The 20,197-nt window shown below is 66.3% G+C and carries 15 protein-coding genes; 5 read left to right on the top strand and 10 right to left on the bottom strand.

Annotated elements, in window-relative coordinates; all coding sequences use genetic code 11:
- Positions 1-17: 17 nt before the first annotated feature.
- A complete protein-coding gene (locus tag MP11Mi_RS09375; RefSeq protein ID WP_420038669.1) occupies positions 18-506 on the bottom strand; it encodes a glutathione peroxidase in 489 nt (162 codons plus the stop codon).
- Between the two features lie 80 nt (positions 507-586).
- Here MP11Mi_RS09375 and MP11Mi_RS09370 point away from each other — a divergent pair, with 80 nt between their 5' ends.
- The 4 genes from MP11Mi_RS09370 to MP11Mi_RS09355 all read left to right on the top strand — a co-directional run bounded on the left by MP11Mi_RS09370 (position 587) and on the right by MP11Mi_RS09355 (position 6,613).
- Positions 587-1,060 (top strand): MarR family winged helix-turn-helix transcriptional regulator, encoded by a 474-nt coding sequence (locus MP11Mi_RS09370; protein WP_420038668.1) that lies wholly within the window; start codon positions 587-589, stop codon positions 1,058-1,060.
- Entirely contained in the window at positions 1,057-2,574 is a 1,518-nt protein-coding gene (locus MP11Mi_RS09365) for a DHA2 family efflux MFS transporter permease subunit (RefSeq protein ID WP_420038666.1), read from the top strand. Before MP11Mi_RS09370 ends, MP11Mi_RS09365 begins: the two co-directional genes overlap by 4 nt.
- A 111-nt stretch (positions 2,575-2,685) precedes the next feature.
- Complete coding sequence (locus MP11Mi_RS09360; protein WP_420038665.1) at positions 2,686-4,065, top strand: 3' terminal RNA ribose 2'-O-methyltransferase Hen1; 1,380 nt, start codon at positions 2,686-2,688, stop codon at positions 4,063-4,065.
- 55 nt (positions 4,066-4,120) lie between these two features.
- The gene (locus MP11Mi_RS09355) at positions 4,121-6,613 is read left to right on the top strand and encodes a polynucleotide kinase-phosphatase (protein ID WP_420042059.1); all 2,493 of its coding nucleotides are present in this window, start codon (positions 4,121-4,123) and stop codon (positions 6,611-6,613) included.
- 76 nt (positions 6,614-6,689) lie between these two features.
- Here the strand turns inward: MP11Mi_RS09355 and MP11Mi_RS09350 are convergent, their stop codons facing one another.
- Genes MP11Mi_RS09350 through purB form a run of 3 tightly spaced genes read right to left on the bottom strand, consistent with a single transcriptional unit; the run spans position 6,690 to position 11,187 of the window.
- The gene (locus MP11Mi_RS09350; protein WP_420038664.1) at positions 6,690-8,816 is read right to left on the bottom strand and encodes a S9 family peptidase; all 2,127 of its coding nucleotides are present in this window, start codon (positions 8,814-8,816) and stop codon (positions 6,690-6,692) included.
- Positions 8,816-9,706 carry a phosphoribosylaminoimidazolesuccinocarboxamide synthase gene (locus MP11Mi_RS09345; RefSeq protein WP_420038663.1) on the bottom strand — a complete coding sequence of 297 codons (891 nt, stop codon included), beginning with the start codon at positions 9,704-9,706 and terminating at the stop codon, positions 8,816-8,818. Before MP11Mi_RS09345 ends, MP11Mi_RS09350 begins: the two co-directional genes overlap by 1 nt.
- Positions 9,707-9,759: 53 nt before the next feature.
- A complete protein-coding gene (gene purB / locus MP11Mi_RS09340; RefSeq protein ID WP_420038662.1) occupies positions 9,760-11,187 on the bottom strand; it encodes an adenylosuccinate lyase in 1,428 nt (475 codons plus the stop codon).
- 363 nt (positions 11,188-11,550) lie between these two features.
- On the opposite strand from purB, the gene MP11Mi_RS09335 reads away from it, so the two are divergent.
- Positions 11,551-12,465: an alpha/beta hydrolase gene (locus MP11Mi_RS09335; protein WP_420042058.1), complete on the top strand. Its 915-nt coding sequence runs from the start codon at positions 11,551-11,553 to the stop codon at positions 12,463-12,465.
- Between the two features lie 151 nt (positions 12,466-12,616).
- Here MP11Mi_RS09335 and purD read toward each other — a convergent pair whose 3' ends face one another.
- The 6 genes from purD to MP11Mi_RS09305 all read right to left on the bottom strand — a co-directional run bounded on the left by purD (position 12,617) and on the right by MP11Mi_RS09305 (position 20,195).
- Positions 12,617-13,870, bottom strand: a complete 1,254-nt coding sequence (purD, locus tag MP11Mi_RS09330) for a phosphoribosylamine--glycine ligase (RefSeq protein WP_420038661.1) — start codon at positions 13,868-13,870, stop codon at positions 12,617-12,619.
- Between the two features lie 3 nt (positions 13,871-13,873).
- Positions 13,874-15,079 (bottom strand): low temperature requirement protein A, encoded by a 1,206-nt coding sequence (locus MP11Mi_RS09325; RefSeq protein ID WP_420042057.1) that lies wholly within the window; start codon positions 15,077-15,079, stop codon positions 13,874-13,876.
- A 60-nt stretch (positions 15,080-15,139) separates the two neighbouring features.
- Positions 15,140-17,233: an ArnT family glycosyltransferase gene (locus tag MP11Mi_RS09320; protein WP_420038660.1), complete on the bottom strand. Its 2,094-nt coding sequence runs from the start codon at positions 17,231-17,233 to the stop codon at positions 15,140-15,142.
- Positions 17,230-18,489 carry a bifunctional glycosyltransferase family 2/GtrA family protein gene (locus MP11Mi_RS09315; protein ID WP_420038659.1) on the bottom strand — a complete coding sequence of 420 codons (1,260 nt, stop codon included), beginning with the start codon at positions 18,487-18,489 and terminating at the stop codon, positions 17,230-17,232. The genes MP11Mi_RS09320 and MP11Mi_RS09315 overlap by 4 nt, the downstream gene beginning before the upstream one ends.
- Positions 18,490-18,564: 75 nt before the next feature.
- The gene (locus MP11Mi_RS09310) at positions 18,565-19,104 is read right to left on the bottom strand and encodes a dihydrofolate reductase family protein (RefSeq protein WP_420038658.1); all 540 of its coding nucleotides are present in this window, start codon (positions 19,102-19,104) and stop codon (positions 18,565-18,567) included.
- Between the two features lie 71 nt (positions 19,105-19,175).
- Positions 19,176-20,195, bottom strand: a complete 1,020-nt coding sequence (locus MP11Mi_RS09305) for an aldo/keto reductase (protein ID WP_420038657.1) — start codon at positions 20,193-20,195, stop codon at positions 19,176-19,178.
- Positions 20,196-20,197 lie beyond the last annotated feature (2 nt).

Here is a 20,197-nt window from a genome sequence, read left to right as displayed (position 1 = left end):
CGGCCGCGGGCGGTGAGTCAGAGCGCGGCTTCGATCGCTGACACCACTTCGGGGGCGTCGGGCTCGGTGCGCGGACGGAATCGAGCGACGGTCTCACCGTCCGAGGAGACGAGGAACTTCTCGAAGTTCCACGCGATGTCCCCTGCCTCGCCGCCAGAATCGGCAGTCTCGGTAAGCGCCGCGTACAGCGGGTGGCGGTCGTCGCCGTTGACGTCGACCTTCTCCAGGAGCGGGAAGCTGACTCCGTATGTGGTGGAACAGAAGGTGGCGATCTCGTCGGCGGTCCCCGGTTCCTGACCCATGAACTGGTTGCACGGCACGCCAACGACGGTGAGCCCCCTCGGGCCGTAGTCCTTCTGCAGCTGCTCGAGCGCGGTGTATTGCGGGGTGAGCCCACATTTGGACGCGACATTGACGACGAGGAGCGGTCCCGGTAGTTCACTGAGGTTCAACGGGGTCCCGTCGAGAGCGTTCACCGGGATGGACTTGATGCTTGAGTGGCTCATACCCCACACAGTAGTCAGCGTGAGTAAGCTCACGGCTAATTGTGTTGCAGCAATAGTTGCGTGTCCGTAACTTATCTCAGGTGCCCGCGATCAATGACATCGACGAATCAGTAAGTGCGACGAGCACTGTCCTGTTTCGTTTCCTCGACACACTCGCATGCCAACAGAGCGCCCGCACTGCGGATTCGCTCGCCGCGACGGACATGACTCTGTCTCAGTTGCGCATGCTCTTCGTCCTACATCGCGAGAACGAAGCCGTCTCGGTGAACACCCTGGCCGACGCTGTCGGACTGTCGCTGGCGGCAGCCGGCCGGGGTGCCGACCGTCTAGTCGGGCTCGAACTCGTCGATCGGCGAGAAGACCAGGAGGATCGGCGAGTGAAGCGACTCTCACTCACTTGCAAGGGCCGTGCGCTGTTGGACGACCAGTTCACCCAGCATGCGGACGACCTGACCGACGTGGTCGCCACACTGCCAGAGGATCTGCGAAACACCCTCCGCGACACTCTGTCCGACGTTCTCACCCACCTCTCACCAGAGAAAGTGACCTCATGACTTCATCCGTCTCGGCCCCTGCGCCGGACAAACTCGGCCGCGATGTGTTCATCGTCGCCGGTGTGGTCGTCCTCGGCGCGATCATGTCGATCCTCGACGTGACCGTCGTCGGTGTCGCACAGAACACCTTCGCGGAGGAGTTCTCGTCCTCGCCCGCCAGCGTCGCGTGGTCGATGACCGGGTACACCCTGGCGCTGGCTGCGGTGATCCCGATCGCGAGCTGGGCAGCGTCCCGCTTCGGCACCCGCAACGTCTATCTTGTGTCGCTGGTCCTGTTCCTGATCGGTTCAGCACTGTGCGCGATGGCCACCAGCATCGGCACCCTTGTCACGTTCCGCGTCATCCAGGGTCTCGGCGGCGGTCTGCTCATGCCGATCGGCATGATGATCATGACTCGCGCGGCTGGTCCCGCTCGCGTCGGTTCGGTGATGGCCGTGCTCGGTATCCCGATGCTCCTCGGCCCGATCGCCGGCCCGATCCTCGGCGGCTGGCTCATCGAGGTCGCCTCCTGGCACTGGGTCTTCCTGATCAATATCCCGATCGGCATCGTCGCCATCGTCTACGCGTGGTTCGCTCTGCCGACCGACAAGGACACGGTCCGGCCGTCGATCGACGGTATCGGCCTAGTGTTGCTGTCGCCGGGTCTCGCCCTGTTCCTGTTCGGCGTCTCCTCGAGCGCCGAGGAGCAGACGTTCGGCGCACCTAAGGTGTACATCCCGATGATCATCGGCGCCCTGCTCATCATCGCCTTCGTCTTCCACGCGCTGCGCTCCAAGAACCCGTTGCTCGACCTGCGACTGTTCAAGAACCGCACCATGTTGGTTTCGATACTCACGATGGTCACGTTCATGATCGCGTTCTTCGGCTCGTCGCTGCTTTACCCGCAGTACTTCATCGGAGTCCGCGGCGAGACCACTCTGATCGCCGGCCTGCTGCTGGCACCGCAGGGTCTCGGCGCCATCCTGACCATGCCGATCGCGGGCAGGATGACCGACAAGATGGGCCCGGGCAAGTTCGTGCTAGGCGGTTTGGTGCTGCTCGTCATCGGTGTCGGCGCGTTCGTCTTCCTCGGCCCGGATACCTCGTACTGGTACTTGTGCGGCGCGTTGTTCGTCCAGGGTCTCGGTATGGGCATGACGATGATGCCGATCATGTCGGCCGCCCTCGCTACGCTGAAGCCCGCGCAGGTCAACGACGGTTCCACTCTGGTGAACGTCGTTCAGCAGACCGCATCGTCGATCGGTTCGTCGGTGATCACAGTCATCTACACCGGACTGTTGTCGGCAGGCGCCGGTTTGGCCATCACTTCGCACGTCGCACCAGACAGGGTGCCTGCGGACATCCCGCAGGGTGTGCTCGACCTCGGGTTCGACGATGCCGCGTCGGCATTCGCCACGACGTTCATCGTCAGCACCGTCCTGGTCGCGGTGACGATCATCCCGGCGATCTTCCTGCCTCGCAAGAAGATCGCACCTACCGAGGGTGTCGAGGCGACACCCGTCCTGGTGCACTGACGCATCCGAGTATTCACCGACTGTGCCCCGCTGTGACTTGCAGCGGGGCACAGTCGTCTGTGCGAACGAAATCGCCTGGACGTCCAGTGCTTCCGATGTTTGACTGATCGGGTGCTGTTGACCGTCTCGACCACTCATCACCCGGCAACCGACCTCGGCTACCTGCTGCACAAGCATCCCGATCGAGTCCAAGAGTTCGCCGAGCCGACCGGGACAGCGACTGTCTTCTACCCGGAGGCGACACCGCAGCGGTGTACGGCGGCACTCATGCTCGAGGTCGACCCGATCGCGCTCGCCCGCTCACGAGGAAAGCGGTCACCGGACTTCGCTCTCGGCCAGTACGTGAACGACCGCCCGTACGCGGCGACGTCGCTGATCGCGGTCGCCCTCGGCCGAGCGTTCCGCACGGCCCGTACCGGGCGATGCGCATCACGCCAGGAATTGGCCGACACGGCCATCCCTTTGGAGATCACGATTCCCGCACTGCCGTGCCGCGACGGCGTCGAGTTCGCCACCCGCATCTTCGGTCCACTCGGCTGGCAGATCGACGCGACACCGATCGCATTGGATCCCGAGTTCCCCGAGTGGGGCGACTCCCGGTACCTCGACGTGACACTGCGCGGAGACGTCCGTCTCGCCGACGCCCTCAATCAGCTGTACGTGCTGCTGCCCGTATTCGACTCGTCGAAGCACTACTGGCAGACCACCGACGAGGTCGACAAGCTGATCACTGCGGGCGGCGAGTGGCTGCGCGCCCACCCCGACCGCGACACCATCGTCGGCCGATACCTGGCTCGCACTGGCGGTCTGGACGCGGTGGCTCGCGCGCGTCTCGACGAACTCGACGACCTCGGGCCGGCCGACGATGCTGAGGGAGACGTCCCGCGGCGCCGCCCGTCGCTCAACATCGCGCGGCACGACGCCGTCCTCGCCGAGATCGTCAGACTGGGCCCGGCATCGATCATCGATCTGGGCTGCGGTTCGGGTCAGTTTTTGTCGAAGGTGCTGCGTGGCACCGGGATCAGCCGGGTGGCCGGCTGTGACGTCTCGACGCGGGAACTGCGCCGCGCTGCTGATCGACTGCACGTCGACGACATGACGCAACGGCAGGCCACGCGACTCGAACTGTTTCAGTCGGCGCTCACCTACCTCGACCCGCGGATCGCCGGATTCGACGTCGCCGTCCTGATGGAGGTGATCGAGCACTTGGACATCCCCCGCCTGGAGGCGCTCGAACGCGCCGTCTTCGATGCGGCTCGGCCTGGAACGGTTCTCGTGACCACTCCCAACAGTGAATACAACTCGCTGTATCCCGATCTCGCCGGAATGCGGCATCCCGATCACCGATTCGAGTGGACACGCGCCGAATTCGCGACGTGGGCCGACCGGATCGCAGTCGACCACGGATACCGCGTTCGGTTCGTCGGTATCGGCGACACCGACGAGATACTCGGCGCCCCGACCCAGATGGCGGTATTCACCCGTGGCTGACAACACTGCTTCGGCCGGTCGAGCGGAGTCGAGGCCCGCAGACTCGCCGCCCGTCATCGGCCTCCCGGCCGCCGGGCTCGTCCTGCTGATCGGTACGTCTGGTTCAGGCAAGTCGACATTCGCGAAGCGACTGTTCGGTCCCACGCAGGTCGTCTCCAGCGATACGTGCCGAGGCCTGGTGGCCGACGACGAGAACGATCTCGCGGCGACACCCGACGCCTTCGACCTGCTGAACCACCTCGTCGGCATCCGTCTACGCCGCGGCCTGTTGACGGTCGTCGACGCGACGAACGTCCAACACTCGTCGCGCGCGTCGCTGATCAGGCTCGCGAAGGATCATGACGTCCTCGTCGACGCGGTGGTGCTCGACGTGCCGCAAGAGGTCGCCCTCGAACGCACGCTGGCGCGCACCGACCGAGACTTCGGGTCGCCGGTGATCCGACGCCAGCACGCCGACCTGCAGCGTTCGATCAAGAAGCTCCGTAAGGAAGGATTCCGGAAGGTCCACCGCCTGCGCAGCGTGGAAGCGATCGACGCGGTCACCGTGCGCTTGGAGAAGTCGTGGAGCGACCGGACCGAGCTGCCGGGACCCTTCGACGTGATCGGCGACGTCCACGGTTGTGCGAGCGAGCTGGTGACGCTGTTGACCGATCTCGGATGGGCCATCGACTACGACGACGGCGTCGCGGTCAGCGCGCGACACCCGAGCGGGCGCACTGCAGTCTTCGTCGGCGATCTCGTCGATCGTGGCCCCGACACTCCCGGGGTGCTGCGACTGGTGATGGGCATGATCGAGGCGGGCACCGCACTGTGTGTGGCGGGCAACCACGACGACAAACTGTCGCGGGCGCTACGCGGCGCGAAGGTGACCGTCTCGCATGGGCTCGCCGAGTCGTTGGCCCAACTCGATGCCCTCGACGACCCCGCATTCCGTTCCCGCGCACAGGCTTTCCTCGAAGGCCTGATCAGCCACTATGTACTGGACGAGGGGCGGCTCGTCGTCGCTCACGCCGGTCTGTCGCAGGCCTACCACGGCCGTTCCTCCGCGCGCGTACGCGCGTTCGCACTGTACGGCGACACAACCGGGGAGACCGACGACTTCGGTCTCCCGGTCCGCTACCCGTGGGCGGACGAGTACCGCGGTTCAGCGACGGTCGTGTACGGGCACACGCCGACACCGACACCCGAATGGGTCAACAACACGATCTGCCTGGACACCGGAGTCGTGTTCGGCGGTTCGCTGACGGCACTTCGCTACCCCGAGCGCGAACTCGTGTCGGTCCCTGCCGAACGCGAATGGTACGAGCCAACACGTCCGCTCACGCCCGTCGAGGAGCTTCGTGACCCTGCGGTGCTTCGCCTAGACGACGTCGCAGGCACCCAGTGGATCGACAGTCCGCACGCAGGCAGAGTCAAGATTCCTGAGGAGAACGCTGCGGCGGCGCTCGAAGTGATGAGCCGTTTCGCCGTCGATCCGCGGTGGCTTGTCTACCTGCCGCCAACGATGTCGCCCGCCGCCACGTCGAACGTCGACGGCTTCTTGGAGCACCCGGACAAGGCCTTCGACGACTACCTCGGCTGGGGTGTGGAGCAGGTGATCTGCGAGGAGAAGCACATGGGGTCGCGCGCTGTCGCCGTGCTCGCCGCCGACAGCGATGTGGCGCGCCGACGGTTCGGTGTGTCGGACGGCTCGGCAGGTGCGATCTACACGCGTACCGGACGACCGTTCTTCGCCGAAGCGACCGACCTCGTCGACCGATTGAGGAGGGCCGTCGCCCCGCTGTTCGGTTCGCTCGACACTGATTGGCTGATTCTCGACTGCGAGCTTCTCCCCTGGTCAGCGAAAGCGTTACCGCTCATCACCTCGCAGTACGCGTCGGTCGGTGCGGCGGCGACCGCAGCGCTGCCCGCAGCACAGGACGCACTCGCACAGGCTGCGTCCCGGGGGCTCGACGTCGCCGGGCTGTCGGCGCGGACCGATCGCCGTCGTCGTCATGCCCGCGCGTTCCGCAACGCGTATGCCGCGTACTGCGATCCCGGCGAGACGCAGACAGTGCGGATCGCACCGTTTCAGGTCCTCGCTGCCGAGGGGCGGGTGCTCGCGACGTCTCAGTCCCACGAATGGCACATGTCGACACTAGGCGCGCTCGACGATCCCTTGCTGACACATACACGCAGCCGCGTCGTCGACCTGACATCGGTCGACGACCGCGCGGCAGCGACGAAGTGGTGGCTCGACCTGACCAGCGGCGGCGGCGAGGGCATGGTGGTCAAACCCGCCACCGTGGCCTCGCCCCGAATCCAGCCGGGCCTCAAGGTCCGTGGCCGCGAATATCTGCGCATCATCTACGGCCCGGACTACACCGATTCTCTCGACGTCCTCCGCTCGCGCAGCCTGGGCCGCAAACGCTCGATGGCCACCCGCGAACACGGTCTCGGTCTCGACGCCCTCACCGCGTTCGTCGACCGGAAGCCGCTCTGGGAGATGCACCGCAGCGTGTTCGGTGTGCTCGCACTCGAGTCCGAGCCTGTCGATCCGAGGCTTTAGCACTACCCGGGTTCGAATGCGCCTGTCGCCCGATCAGGACTCAATGGGACCAGCCGCGGGATCTGCTCGACCTGCCTCAGATGGTCACGGCACCGGACTCGCGGAGGATCCAGGCGAGTTCGTAGGCCGTCTCCTCCCACTGCTTATACCGGCCGCTGACCCCGCCGTGGCCAGCGGACATCTCGGTCTTCAGTAAGACGGGCCGCCCCGATGTGGTGGACTCCTGCAGTCGCGCAACCCATTTGGCGGCTTCGGTGAAAAGGACACGGGTGTCGTTGAGGGAGGCGAGAGCCAGGATCGCCGGGTAGTCGCGCAGGGCGACGTTCTCGTACGGCGAATACGACTTCATGTATTCGTACACGTCAGCGTCATGGTAGGGGTCTCCCCACTCGTCCCACTCAGTGACAGTCAACGGCAGGCTCGGATCGAGCATCGACGTCAGCGCGTCGACGAACGGGACCGCTGCCAGGACGCCGCGGAACAATTCCGGCGCCATGTTCGCGACCGCGCCCATCAGGAGCCCGCCCGCCGAGCCACCGTCTGCGATCAACTGCTGCGGCGAGGTACGCCCCGAGTCGATCAAGTGCCGCGCGACGTCGATGTAGTCGGTGAATGTATTGCGCTTGTGCATGAGTCGGCCGTCCTCGTACCACGGTCGACCGAGTTCACCGCCGCCACGGATGTGCGCGTACGCCATGACGACGCCACGGTCCAGGAGCGACAGCCGGGACACGGCGAAGCCGGGATCGATTGGCATCTCGTACGCGCCATAGCCGACGAGCAACACCGGGGCCGGACCGTCGGCGAGGTCCCGCCGTCGTACCAGCGACACCGGGACGAGCGTGCCGTCGTCGGCGGTCGCCCAGTCGCGGCTCGCTACGTAGTCGGACGGATCGTAGTCGCCGAGCACCGTCTGACGCCGCAGCAAGGTCCGCTCCCCCGTCGCGACGTCGAGGTCGAGGGCCTCCACGGGGTCGACAAAGCTCGTGTAGACGATCCGCAGTCGAGGCGTGCCCCATTCGGGGTTCGAGCCCAGTCCCGGCGAACACAAGTCCTGCTCGAACGTCACTTCGACGAAGTCGTCGACCGTCGGAATGCCCGGCACCGCACGCAGATCCGCGACGGCGAGCTTCGGCAGCGCATCCGCCCGATACGACAGCACCAGATAGTCACGGAAGCTGTCGACGTCCTCGATGCGGCGAGCCGGATCGTGCGGAATGAACGGTCGTCGCGCCGCGATGTCGTCGACGGGGGCGATGTCCACCGCGTAGTTGACCGCTTTGACGCCGTCGGATTCACCGTTGTGCACGATCAGGAAGTAGTCGGCGCCGTCGATACGCGCGTGGTCGACGCCGTACTCGGTGCCCGGCGTCCGACCGGCGACGGAGACGAACTCGCCGGTCGGGTCGTCAGCGGACAGCACGAACATCTCCGACGTCAGTTTCGAGTCGGCGCCGATCAAGAGGTATTCGTCACTCGGCGTCGATCCGACACCCACCCAGAAGTGTTCGTCGGGTTCGTGAAACACCTTCACGTCGTCGTTGCCTGCGCCGACCTCGTGCCGCCACACCGTGTCGGGACGCCACGCGTCGTCGACCGTCAGATAGAAGACGAATCGGCCGTCCTTCGACCAGGTGACGCCACCCGCAGTGTCGCGGACCTCGCCCGGCAGATCGTCACCAGTCCCCAAGTCGCGGAATCGCAGCGTGTACCGCTCATCGCCTTCGGTGTCGACGCTGTAGGCGAGCCGAGTGCCGTCGTGCGACACCGACAACGCGCCCATGCTGAAGAACTCGGTGCCCGTCGCTTCGTCGTTGGCGTCGAAGAACACTTCCTCACCGGGCAGGTCGGCGTCAACCGACACCTCCGGCGGCGTCCAGTCGTCGTCGCCGCGGATCGGGCACCGGCAGTATTTCGCGTAGCTCTGCCCCTCGGTGGTGCGCGCGAAGTACCAATACCCTTCGCTGCGCGTGGGCAGCCCCATGTCGGTCTCTTTGGTGCGTGCTTTGATCTCGCCGAAGATCGTCGCCCGCAGGTCCGCGAGATCCGCGGTCTGCTCCTCGGTGTGCGCGTTTTGACCTTCGAGGTATGCGATCACCTCGGGGTCGGACTTGTCGCGCAGCCACTCATACTGATCGACGAAGACGTCGCCGTGGTGGATCCGCTCGGAGTGGACCTTCTTGGCTACTGGCGCGGCCGGCATCAGAGTCGGTCCGCCCAGTCGGCAAAGGATAGTTGCGAAATGCGTTCGTACGCTTCGATGTAGCGTTGCCGGGTCCGCTCGACGATATCGGCGGGCAGAGCGGGCGGCTGCTGCTGCGATGCCTTGTCCCAAGCCGAGTCGGGGCCGGTGAGCCAATTGCGGACGATCTGCTTGTCGAAACTCGGCTGGACCTGCCCTGGCGTGTACGCCTGCGCGTCCCAATACCGCGACGAGTCGGGTGTCAGCACCTCGTCGGCGAGGACGAGTGAACCATCGGCCGCCTGTCCGAACTCGAACTTGGTGTCGGCCAGAATGATTCCGCGGTCAGCGGCCAGGTCCGAACCCCGCCGGTAGATGTCGAGTGTCGCGTCGCGCAACTGTTCGGCGAGCGCGCGTCCGACGTTCTCGGCGACCTGTTCGAACGAGACGTTCTCGTCGTGGTCGCCGACCGCGGCTTTAGTTGCGGGCGTGAAGATCGGCTCCGGGAGCTTGTCCGACTCGCCGAGCCCGTCGGGCAGTGCCACTCCGCACACCGAGCCGGTAGCCCGGTAGTCGACGAGCCCGGAACCGGTCAGGTAGCCGCGTGCGACGCACTCGACGGGAACCATCGGGAGCTTCTCGACAACCATCGAGCGTCCGACTAGGTCCGCGGGGATCCGGTCGTCGTCCGGCCCGCCCGCGAGATGGTTCGGCACGCCGAGCGCGTCGAACCAGAAGAAGCTGGCAGCGGTGAGGATCCGCCCCTTGTCCGGGATCGGCGTCGACAGGACGAAGTCGTACGCCGAGATCCGGTCGGAGGTGACGAGCAGCAGCGTCTGATCGTCGATCTCATAGATGTCGCGGACCTTGCCGGACGCGATGTGTCGATAGGACTCGAGTGCAGGACGCATGGGGTGAGTGAACCTTAGGGGTCGGAGACTTCGTGACGGGATCGGCGCTGGCGTTACAGGATCGGCGCTGGCGTGTAGGCCGCGGCGTCGGGGTAGGCGTCGATCCACTTCTGCGCTTGCTCGACGACCGACACGATCTGTGCTTCCGCAGCCCCGACGAACGCCGACTTGTCGGCGATCAGGTCGTCGAGCTGCGCCCGGTCGAGCGGGATACGGCTGTCGGCGGCGAGCCGATCGAGGAGATCCGGTTCGCGACCCTCTTCACGCATCGCGAGGGCGACAGAGACAGCATTCTCCTTGATGGCCTCGTGTGCCGTCTCACGTCCGACGCCTGCACGCACCGATGCCATCAGCACCTTGGTGGTGGCGAGGAACGGCAGGTAGCGGTCGAGTTCATTAGCGATGACCGCCGGGTATGCGCCGAACTCGGCGAGGACCGTCAGGAACGTCTCCATGAGGCCGTCGATCGCGAAGAAGGCGTCGGGCAGGGCGACACGTCGCACCACCGAGCAGAACACGTCGCCTTCGTTCCACTGGGCGCCCGCAAGTTCACCTGTCATCGACGCGTAGCCGCGCAGAATGACGGCGAGGCCGTTGACGCGCTCACAGCTGCGGGTGTTCATCTTGTGTGGCATCGCCGAACTGCCGACCTGGCCCGGCTGAAAGCCTTCGGTCACGAGTTCATGGCCCGCCATCAAGCGGATCGTGGTCGCCAAGGACGACGGCCCGGCAGCGACCTGGACGAGAGCGGAGACCACGTCGTAGTCGAGGGACCGCGGGTACACCTGACCGACGGAGGTCAGGCCGGTCGCGAAGCCGAGGTGCTGCGCGACCTTGCTTTCGAGGTCGTCGAGCTTGCCGGCGTCGCCGTCGAGCAGGTCGAGCATGTCCTGGCTGGTGCCCATCGGGCCTTTAATACCGCGGAGCGGGTAACGCGCGATCAGTTCGTCGACACGTGTCAGGGCGATCATCAGTTCGTCCGACGCCGACGCGAAACGCTTACCCAAGGTCGTCGACTGGGCGGCCACGTTGTGGCTGCGACCTGCCATGACGACGCTCGCGTACTGGGTCGCGCGATCGGTGACGCGGGCGAGCACGGCGACGCCGTGCGCGCGCACATGGTGCAGGGAGAGCAGGACCTGCAACTGTTCGACGTTCTCGGTGAGGTCCCGGCTCGTCATGCCCTTATGGATCTGTTCGTGCCCGGCGAGCGCGTTGAACTCTTCGATACGAGCCTTCACATCATGGCGGGTGACCCGCTCGCGGTCGGCGATCGACTCGAGGTCGATCTGGTCGACGACCCGCTCGTAGTCGGCGATCGCGTCCGCCGGGACATCGATCCCGAGGTCGCGCTGCGCTTTCATCACGGCGATCCAGAGCTGGCGTTCCAACGCGATCTTGTGTCGCGGCGACCATATCTGCGCCAGGTCGGCGGACGCGTATCGATTGGCAAGGACATTGCTAATAGCAGGTTTACCCACGTTATGCAGTCTAGTGGTGTCCAGCGCACGTGCCGAATCCCTGCCCCCGCTGCCGATCGAGGCCCTGCTGGTCGAGCCAGTGGACCAGAGTCGGAGTCGCGATCGGCTGCGGGCGAGGCTCCGCGTATCCTGGCGATCATGTGTTATCCCGTCACGTGCAAGGCCTGCGGCAAGACCACCTGGGACGGCTGCGGCGCCCATGTCGACGACGTCATGTCTGCGGTACCGCAAGACCAGCACTGCACCTGCCCGCGCTGACGAGTCGGAATACCGCCGTCGGCCCGGTAGAATCCACGGGCGATGGCCGCCGATCGTTCCACTCCCGTTGAGACGACACCCCACATCACCGAACTCTCGGGTTCGATGCTGTCCGGTGTAGCGCGTCCGCGCCCGATTTCACGGCGCGGACTACTCGCGGGCGGCACCGGGCTGGCGATGCTCGGGTTGGCCTCGTGCGCGTCGAATGATCCGCTGACCCCGCACGGCGCGGCGCACGTCGGCGCCGACGACGAGTTGGCAATCGAAACGACGCCCGCGACGATCCCTAACGATCCGCCGGTCGTCACCGGTGAGTTCGTGTCGGCGAAGATGGCCGGACGGCGCACGCGTTGGGCGGTGGCCCGTCCGCGCGGTGTGGCCGGTGAGCTGCCCGTCGTCGTCGTCGCACACGCACTCAATACCAACGAGAAGACGATTTTCAGTCACGGCTTGAACATTCAGGGCTTCGTCCAGCAGCACGTCGACGCCGGGAACCCGCCGTTCGCGGTCGCCTGCGCCGACGTCGGCAACAACTATTTCCATCTGCGGACCGACGGCGCCGACGGCGCGGCGATGATCATCGACGAATTCGTTCCGATGCTGGAACAGAGTCCTGACCTAGATCTTCGCACCGATAAGATCGGCCTGTTCGGCTGGTCGATGGGCGGATACGGCGCGCTGCGCATCGGCGCGATCCTCGGGCCGCAGCGCGTCGCCGCGATCGCCGTCAGTTCGCCTGCCATGTGGGCCGATCCCGCACAGTTCCCGCCTCGCGCATTCGACTCGTACGCCGACTATCGTGCGAACTCGATGTTCGGACAGCAGCATGTGTTCGCGAACATCCCGTTGATGATCAGCGTCGGCACATCGGACCAGTTCTACATGTACACGCGCCAGTGGGCTGCCGATCTGCATCCGCCTGCAGCGTTCGCAACATCGCCGGGCGGCCACACCAACCGTTACTGGCGGTCGGCGCTCCCCGATCAGATCGCGTTCCTCGGTCGCTCGCTGGCCGTCTGACGTCGCGGGCTCATACTTAGGCCGAAGCCACGCCGTAGAAGGACTTCGGCACTAGTTATCGGCCAGGCGCCGAAAGAAAGTGCCGAAGTACGTCAACCCCACTCGGCAGCTGGTGCAGCCGCCCCTGCGGGACGAGCTTCAGGCGGCGGCGTTACAGCGTGATCCGACCGTCTTCAGCGGCTTTGCCGATGTCAGTGCGAAAGTGTGAACCGTCTAGGTTCACCTCGGACAAGCGGGCATAGGCCTGGGCACGCGCCTGCGCGAGGTCGGCGCCCCGGCCGACGACGGACAATACGCGTCCGCCAGAGGAGACGATGTCGCCGGAGCCGTCGATCTTGGTACCCGCGTGCAGGACGCCGACGGTGGCTGCCCCGGTGATCGCGTCGCCGGTGCGCGGGCTGCCCGGGTAGTTTTGGGCGGCGAGCACCACGACGACAGCGCTGCCGTCGTACCAACGCAGCGGCGGCAGGTCGGCGAGAGTGCCGTTCGCGACGGCGCCGAGCACCTCGCCGAGCGGAGACTCGAGTAGGTCGAGGACGGCCTGCGTCTCGGGATCGCCGAAGCGACAGTTGAATTCGACGACGGACGGACCGTCGGATCCGATCGCCAGGCCCGCATACAGCAGACCGGAGAAGCCGACGCCGCGCGTGACCATCTCGGCCGCGACGGGTCGGACCACTTCGTCGACGATGCGATCGACCATGCCGTCGGGCAGCCACGGCAGCGGTGTGTAGGCGCCCATACCGCCCGTATTGGGGCCTTCGTCACCGTCACCGACACGTTTGTGGTCCTGGGCCGGCAGCAGCGGGACGACCGTCTCGCCGTCGACGAGGCAGAACAAGGAGACTTCGGGGCCGTCGAGGAAGCTCTCGAGGAGCACCGGATGCCCGTTCTCGATGACGTCGACGGCGTGTGCACGAGCCGCAGCCCGGTCCGGGGTCACGACGACGCCCTTCCCTGCCGCCAACCCGTCGTCTTTGACTACCCACGTCGGCCCGAAACGGTCGAGGGCCGCGTCGACGTCGGCGACCGACGTGACGCTCTCCGCGCGTGCAGTATTGACGCCGGCCGCAGCCATCACGTCCTTGGCGAACGCCTTGGACCCTTCGATCTGCGCGGCCTGCGCGCTCGGGCCGAAGACTGCGATGCCCGCGGCGCGGAGCGCGTCGGCGACACCGTGCACCAACGGCACCTCGGGTCCGACGACGACGAGGTCGGCGCCGATCTCACGGGCGAGCGCGACTACCGCGTCACCGGAGTTCGCGTCGACCGCATGGTTGGTCGCGACCCCTGCGGTACCTGCGTTGCCGGGTGCAGCGTGAAGCTCCGTCACCGACGGGTCCCGGTCGAGGCCGAGGAGAAGGGCGTGTTCGCGGCCGCCCGAGCCGATCACCAGTGCGCGCACGCATCACAGCGTAGCGGGTTCGAACCTCTCGCTGAATTCGATGATGAGGACGGGCAGGACCGGTGCCAGCGATCCGACGACGACGGTGGTCAGCAGCGGTACACCGACCACGACCAAGACGACGGCGACCATGATCGGCACCACGGCCGCGACGATGAGGACCAATTCCATGCCCGACGGGCCGACGAGATAGTAGTGGGCCACGATAACGCCGACGGTGAAGGCCGCCAACGGGATAGCGGCGGCCAGCATCACCATCAGCGCGGAGTCGCCGGTCTCACCTTCGATCCACTTGGCGATCAGATCCATGCCCGCGCCGACCGCCGCACACGCCATGAACACGGGGATCATTCCGTAGCCCCAGAGGAAGCAGCGACGACGACGTTCGGCGAGAGCCTCACCGTTCGGCATCGCCGCGTACAACCACCACATGGCGAACGTGACGCCGAGAGCGGTGGCGCCCAGGACGGCGGTCTGCACGGTCCATCCCGTCCGCCCGATCTGGGCTTGTAGGACGGCGACGGTGCCTACGACGCCTTCGCCGAGGGTGATCACGATCAGCGTCGAGAACCGCTCGGTGATGTGGAAGGGATTCCAGGGTGTGGCGGTCCGCGCCGTCTCGGCGATGAACGGACCAAGGAATTCGATGACGGCACAGATCACGATCGCGACGAGCGTCATCCGCAGCCCCATGGGGGCGAGCGCGACGACCGTCCAACCGACTTGTGCGACGGTGCAGGCCACCGCGTACGTCAGACACGTCTGACGATATCGCGTGGACTGGTAGGCGGCGCGCAGCCACTGCGGCACGAGACCGAGCCGCATCACCATGTAGCCGAACACGATGACCTTCAAGTCGACGTGGGCGTCTGCGTGGATCGACGAGAAGACCGGGGGGACGCCGACCGCCATGATCGACACACCGATCATTTGGACGAGGACCGACAGCCGGAACCACGCATCGTCGGTGTCGAACGCCGACGCGAACCAGGCGAAGTTGATCCACGCCCAGATCGCGGCGAACGAGACGAGAAGGTAGCCGACGACGGCGACGAAGACTTCGCCTTCGGCCAGGTAGTCGGCGAGCTGGACGCCTGCGACGGAGAACAGGACGACGAAGATCAGGTCGTAGAAGACTTCCAGGCCGCTCCCGGCCCGCTCCCCTTCGTCCGGGTCCCGCCCCACCATCCGCTGCAATTGAGTTCGCATTGGCACGCCGCCACCCTAGACCCGGTAGGCGGGATCGGACCTGCAATGACGCCGCAGAGGTCAGTCCGTGTCGCGGCTCAGGTCGTACAGGGTCACCCCGTCGACCGTCGTCGAGGTGAAAGTCGACTCGATCCACGACGTGATCTGCCCCGACATTCCGCTTGAACCGCCGAATCTGCCGCGTCCCCCACGGCTTCCACCGATGTAGTAGTGGATCTGCCCGGCGGCGACGAACTGTTTGAACTCGGCGAGCGTCGGTGACGGGTCGGTGCCGTTGAAACCACCGATCGGCATCACCGAGTAGCCGGATGCGATCTGGTATCCGGACGCTTCGTTCGAGCCGATCGCGGCGGCGACCCACGTGTACCGTTCGGCGTCCGCCCGGAGGGTCGCAGTGAGTTGGGCGCTCGGTTGCGAACCGTCGAGCAGCCCGCCGGGACCTCCCGCCCCACCGCTGTGCCCGCCGTTGCTTCCCATCGGCGTGAGCCCCGTCGGCATCGGTCCCATCGTTGGAGTGCCGCCGTGTCGCAGGTGCCCTCCGTGACGTCCTCCGGAGCCTCTGAACCCGAACCGTCCGCCGTCGATCTGGGGTCCGGCGCTGATGATCGACCCTTGTCTGGCGGTGGCGACGGTGTCGATCGTGTACGCGGTCGGCCCGGCGAGACCGACGACGATCGCTGCCGCTGCGGCGCCGACGACCGCACGCCGCTGCCACCGTCTTCTGCTGCCGGCGAGGAGCAGTGCACCCGCGGCGACGCCCACTACGAGGACCAGCCACCGCAGCCACGGCACGAAGTCCGCCGACCGCGCGAGCAGCGCGAAACCCCAGCCTGCCGTCGTCCACGTCGCGGCGGCGAGAACGAGACGAACCCACAGCCGGTCCCGGCACGGCCAGAGGATGGCGGTCGACGCGGCGAGGACCGCGGCGATCGCCGGAGCCAACGCCGCCGTGTAGTAACTATGAAAGATGCCTGCCATATAACTGAAGGTCCCGGCCATCGCGACCAACCAACCGGCGAACAGCAGCAGGTAGGCGCGTCGACCGTCGGTGCGCGGCGCGCGGCCGATCACGACGAACGCTGCGATGAGCGTGATCAGAGCACCGGGGATGAGCCAAGCGATCTGACCGCCTTGGTCGGCGTCGAACATCCGCCAGAATCCAGTCTGCCCCCACATGCTGCCGCCGAAGCCGCCCGGGCCGCCGGGTCCGCCCGGCGCCCCACCTAGTCCAGTCTCGGCGAATCCGGCCAGCCCGCGGCCGGGGACGACGCTGCCTTCTTCGTTGCCGGAGAGTCGGCCGAGGCCGTTGTATCCGAAGGTCAGTTCGAGGATCGAATTGTTCTGCGAGCCACCGATGTACGGTCGGCTCGACGCGGGCCAGAGGGTGACCGCAAGAATCCACCATCCGGCACCGACGATCAGCGATGCGAGTGCCGCCAGCAGGTTCCCTACCCGCCGTGGCCAGGCGCCGGGCGCGGCCACGAGGTACACGATGACCATCGGCGGGACGATCAGCATCACTTCGAGTTGTTTGGCGAGGAAGCCGAAGCCGATCGCGATACCAGCGGCGACCATCCACCGCAGGCGACCGGTCTCGACCGCCTTCAGTAGTGCGCCGCACGCCGCGATCATCAATAGAATCAGCAGCGCTTCCGGGTTGTCGAAGCGGAACATCATCGCCGCGACCGGAGTCAGCGCGAGAACCGCACCCGCACCGATGCCTGCCCAATGCCCGAACAGTCTGCGGGTGATCAGGTACAGCAGGAGGACCGACGCCACGCCCATCAGCGCTTCGGGGACGAGTACCGTCCACGAGTTCAGCCCGAACACTCGCACGACGATCCCGGGAATCCAGAGGGAGGCGGGCGGTTTGTCGACGGTGATGGAGTTGGCCATGTCGGACGATCCGAAGAACCACGCCTTCCACGACTGTGAGCCGGCCTGGATGGCCGCCGTGTAGAAGGAGTTCGCCCATCCGTTCGCGGACAGGTTCCACAGGTAGAGGGCGGCGGTGCCGATGAGGAGCATCGCGACCGACCACCACGTTGTGGCACGCGGGTGCCCGAACGAACTGGCGTCTCCGGAATTCGGTGTGTCCGCCGCCGGCGGGTCGTCCCGATCGAGCCCGGTTGAGATGGGCGCAGTGGCGGTCATGCTGTCTCCTCCTTCGGTCCGCGTCCCCGGCTCGAGAACAGAATCCGCAGACCGACGAAGCGAATAGCGGTGGCGACGAGGTTCGCGACCACTAGGACGACGAGTTCCAGGCCGCGTCCCGCGTCGGCGTCGAACCGGTGAAGGACGACGAGCGACACGGCGGTGAGCACCCACCCGAATCCGAATACGCCGAGCCCTACCAGTTGGTCGCGGATCGCGCGCTCGGTACCACGGACACCGAAGGTGAATCGTCGGTTGACGGCGGTGTTCGCGACCGCGGTAACGGCGAGCGCCACGAAGTTCGCTGCCTGCGCACCAAACGCGGAGTGCAGCAGGAGGTACAGCAGCGCGTAGGCGGCGGTCGATGCGACACCGACTGCACAGAATCGGACTGCCTGTCCGACCATCCCGTGCGGCACGCCGGCGACTGGCGGGCCGGGGCGACGCGCCCGCCCGAGTGTGGCGCGCAGTTCGGCGACCGGGAGTGCTCCCCGGGAGAACGCCCACCCGATACGGGCACATCCTCGCAGGTCGGCGACGGCAGTGCTGACAATGTCGACCGAGCTGTCGGGGTCATCTATCCAGTCGACGGGCACTTCGGCGATCCGCAGCCCGACGCGTTCGGCGAGTACCAGCAGTTCGGTGTCGAAGAACCAGCCGGTGTCCTCGACGTATGGGAGGAGCCGGCGCGCGATATCGGTCCGCATCGCTTTGAAACCGCACTGTGCGTCGGAGAAGTGCGCGTGCATCGCGGTGCGAAGCAGCAGGTTGTAGCAGCGTGAGATCACCTCTCGCTTGGGTCCGCGGACCACGCGCGACGAGTGTGCGAGGCGGGTGCCGATCGCGATGTCCGAGTGGCCGGAGATCAGCGGAGCGATCAACGGCATCAGCGCGTTCAGGTCCGTCGACAGGTCGACGTCGCAGTAGGCGACGATCTCGGCGTCACTCGCTCGCCACACCTGGTTGAGCGCGCCTCCGCGCCCCTTCTGCGGAAGGTGGACCACTCGCACGTCGTCGTACTGTTCGGCGAGGCGTTTCGCGATCGCGAGGGTTCGGTCAACGCTCGCGTTGTCGGCGACGGTGACGCGGGCCGGGTACGGGACGTTCGCGCGGAGGTGATCACGGAGGCGTTCGACGGCGGCCGCCAGGTCGTCTTCCTCGTTATGGGCGGGGACCACGATGTCGAGGATCACCGGCGGCGGCTCCGCAGAGTCGTTGGCCTCCGCGATCTGCTCGGGATCGAGTGAAGTCGTCATAGGAGCAACGATCGACGCTCAACCTCCGGCACCTCTGCGACCGACCTGTGAGCTTCCTGAGTCGGGTCTCGTCGTCTACCTCAGCGCGTACGTTCCGATCGCGTTGCCCGAGCTGGTGGCGACGACGCGGATGAGGCGCAGCCGAGTCAGCGGCACGGTGTCGTCGAACAGTCGTCGGCCTTCGCCTGCGATCACCGGGTGCGTGGTCAGCGTGAGTTCGTCGACGAGGCCCGCGAGGAACAGCGAACGCACCGTGTCGATGCCGCCGACCACCGAGATGTCTCCGTCGCCTTGTTCACGTAGGGCACGGACGTACGCTATCGGGTCGCCTCCGGCGAGGACACTGTTCCACGGCAGGTCGCCCGACAGGGTTGTCGAGACGACGTGTTTGCGCACCGGATTGATCCATTCGGCGAACGGGTCGTCGGCGTCCGGCCAGTACTCCGACCACTCTTGCCACAGTTTTCGGCCGATGACGGCATCGGTCACCGACCCGATCGTGTCGCCCATCAGCTGCCCCTCTTCGGGGCCGAACGCGTCGAACTGCCAGCGGTCGGGGCTTTCGACGACTCCGTCGACAGAGTGAAACAGGTGTGCGGTGACTTTGCGGATCATGACGGTGCCCTTCGTCGTGCTGAATGTCTATCTCTGTATAGACCGCGGGGGTCGGTGAAACTGATCGGCGGTCATTCGCGGCCTGCGGAGATCCACGCGGGATCGGCCGCGATGTTCCGGCTGCCTGCGACGAGCTGTGCGACGGAGTCCAATGCGGCTAGTGCTGCGTCGTCGAGCACGATGTCGACGGCCGCGGCGTTCTCGGCGAGTCGCGCTATCGACCGGGTGCCCGGTATCGGTGCCACAGCGACGCCGGCGCGGCGTCCCGCCGCGTACAGCCATGCGAGAACTGTCTGCGCGTTGGTGATACGAAGTCGCTCGGCGACGTCGGTGACGACGGCCAACGCTCGTTGGTTGATGTCCCAGTTGTCGCCCATCCGGGAGGTGCGGCCGCGTACGTCCGACGCGATCTGGTCGCGGGTGAGGGTTCCGGTCAGGAAGCCGCGGCCGAGCGGCGAGTACGGCACGAATCCGACTCCGAGTTCCGCGCAAGCGGGTATTACTTGGGCTTCGACGTCGCGCGACCACACACTCCACTCGCTCTGCACTGCGGCGATCGGGTGGACTGCGTGCGCCGCACGTAGTTCGGCCGCCGTCACCTCGGACAGTCCGAGATGGCGGACTTTGCCTGCGGCCACCAGTTCTGCCATGGCGCCGACCGTCTCTTGGACCGGGATGTCGGGGTCGCGTCGGTGCAGATACCAGAGGTCGATCACGTCGGTCCGCAGCCGTCGCAGCGAGGCGTCGCAGCATTCCCGGGCGTAGTCGGCGTCGCCGCGGGACGCTTTGACGCCCGCTGGTGCACCGAGTCCGGTGATGCCGAACTTGGTCGCCAACGTCACGTCGTCGCGCCGATCCGCGAGGAGCCGCGCCACTAGTTCCTCGTTGGTTCCGGCGGGCCCGGTGGTGTCTGGCTTCGGCTGCCCGTACACGTCTGCCGTGTCGACGAGCCGCACGCCCTCGTCGACGGCCGAGTTCAAGACGCCGAGCGCGGTGTCGTCGTCGACGCCGCCGTAGACGTGGGTCAACGCCATCGCACCGAAGCCGAGCGCGGACGTTTCGAGCCCGTCGCCGAGAGTGATCGTCTGCATGG

Origin of the sequence: Gordonia abscondita, assembly GCF_032711245.1 — a bacterium.
Taxonomy (GTDB): Bacteria; Actinomycetota; Actinomycetes; order Mycobacteriales; family Mycobacteriaceae; genus Gordonia.
The sequence above is the reverse complement of the archived record's forward strand: the minus strand, read 5'-3'. Positions and strand labels throughout refer to the sequence as shown.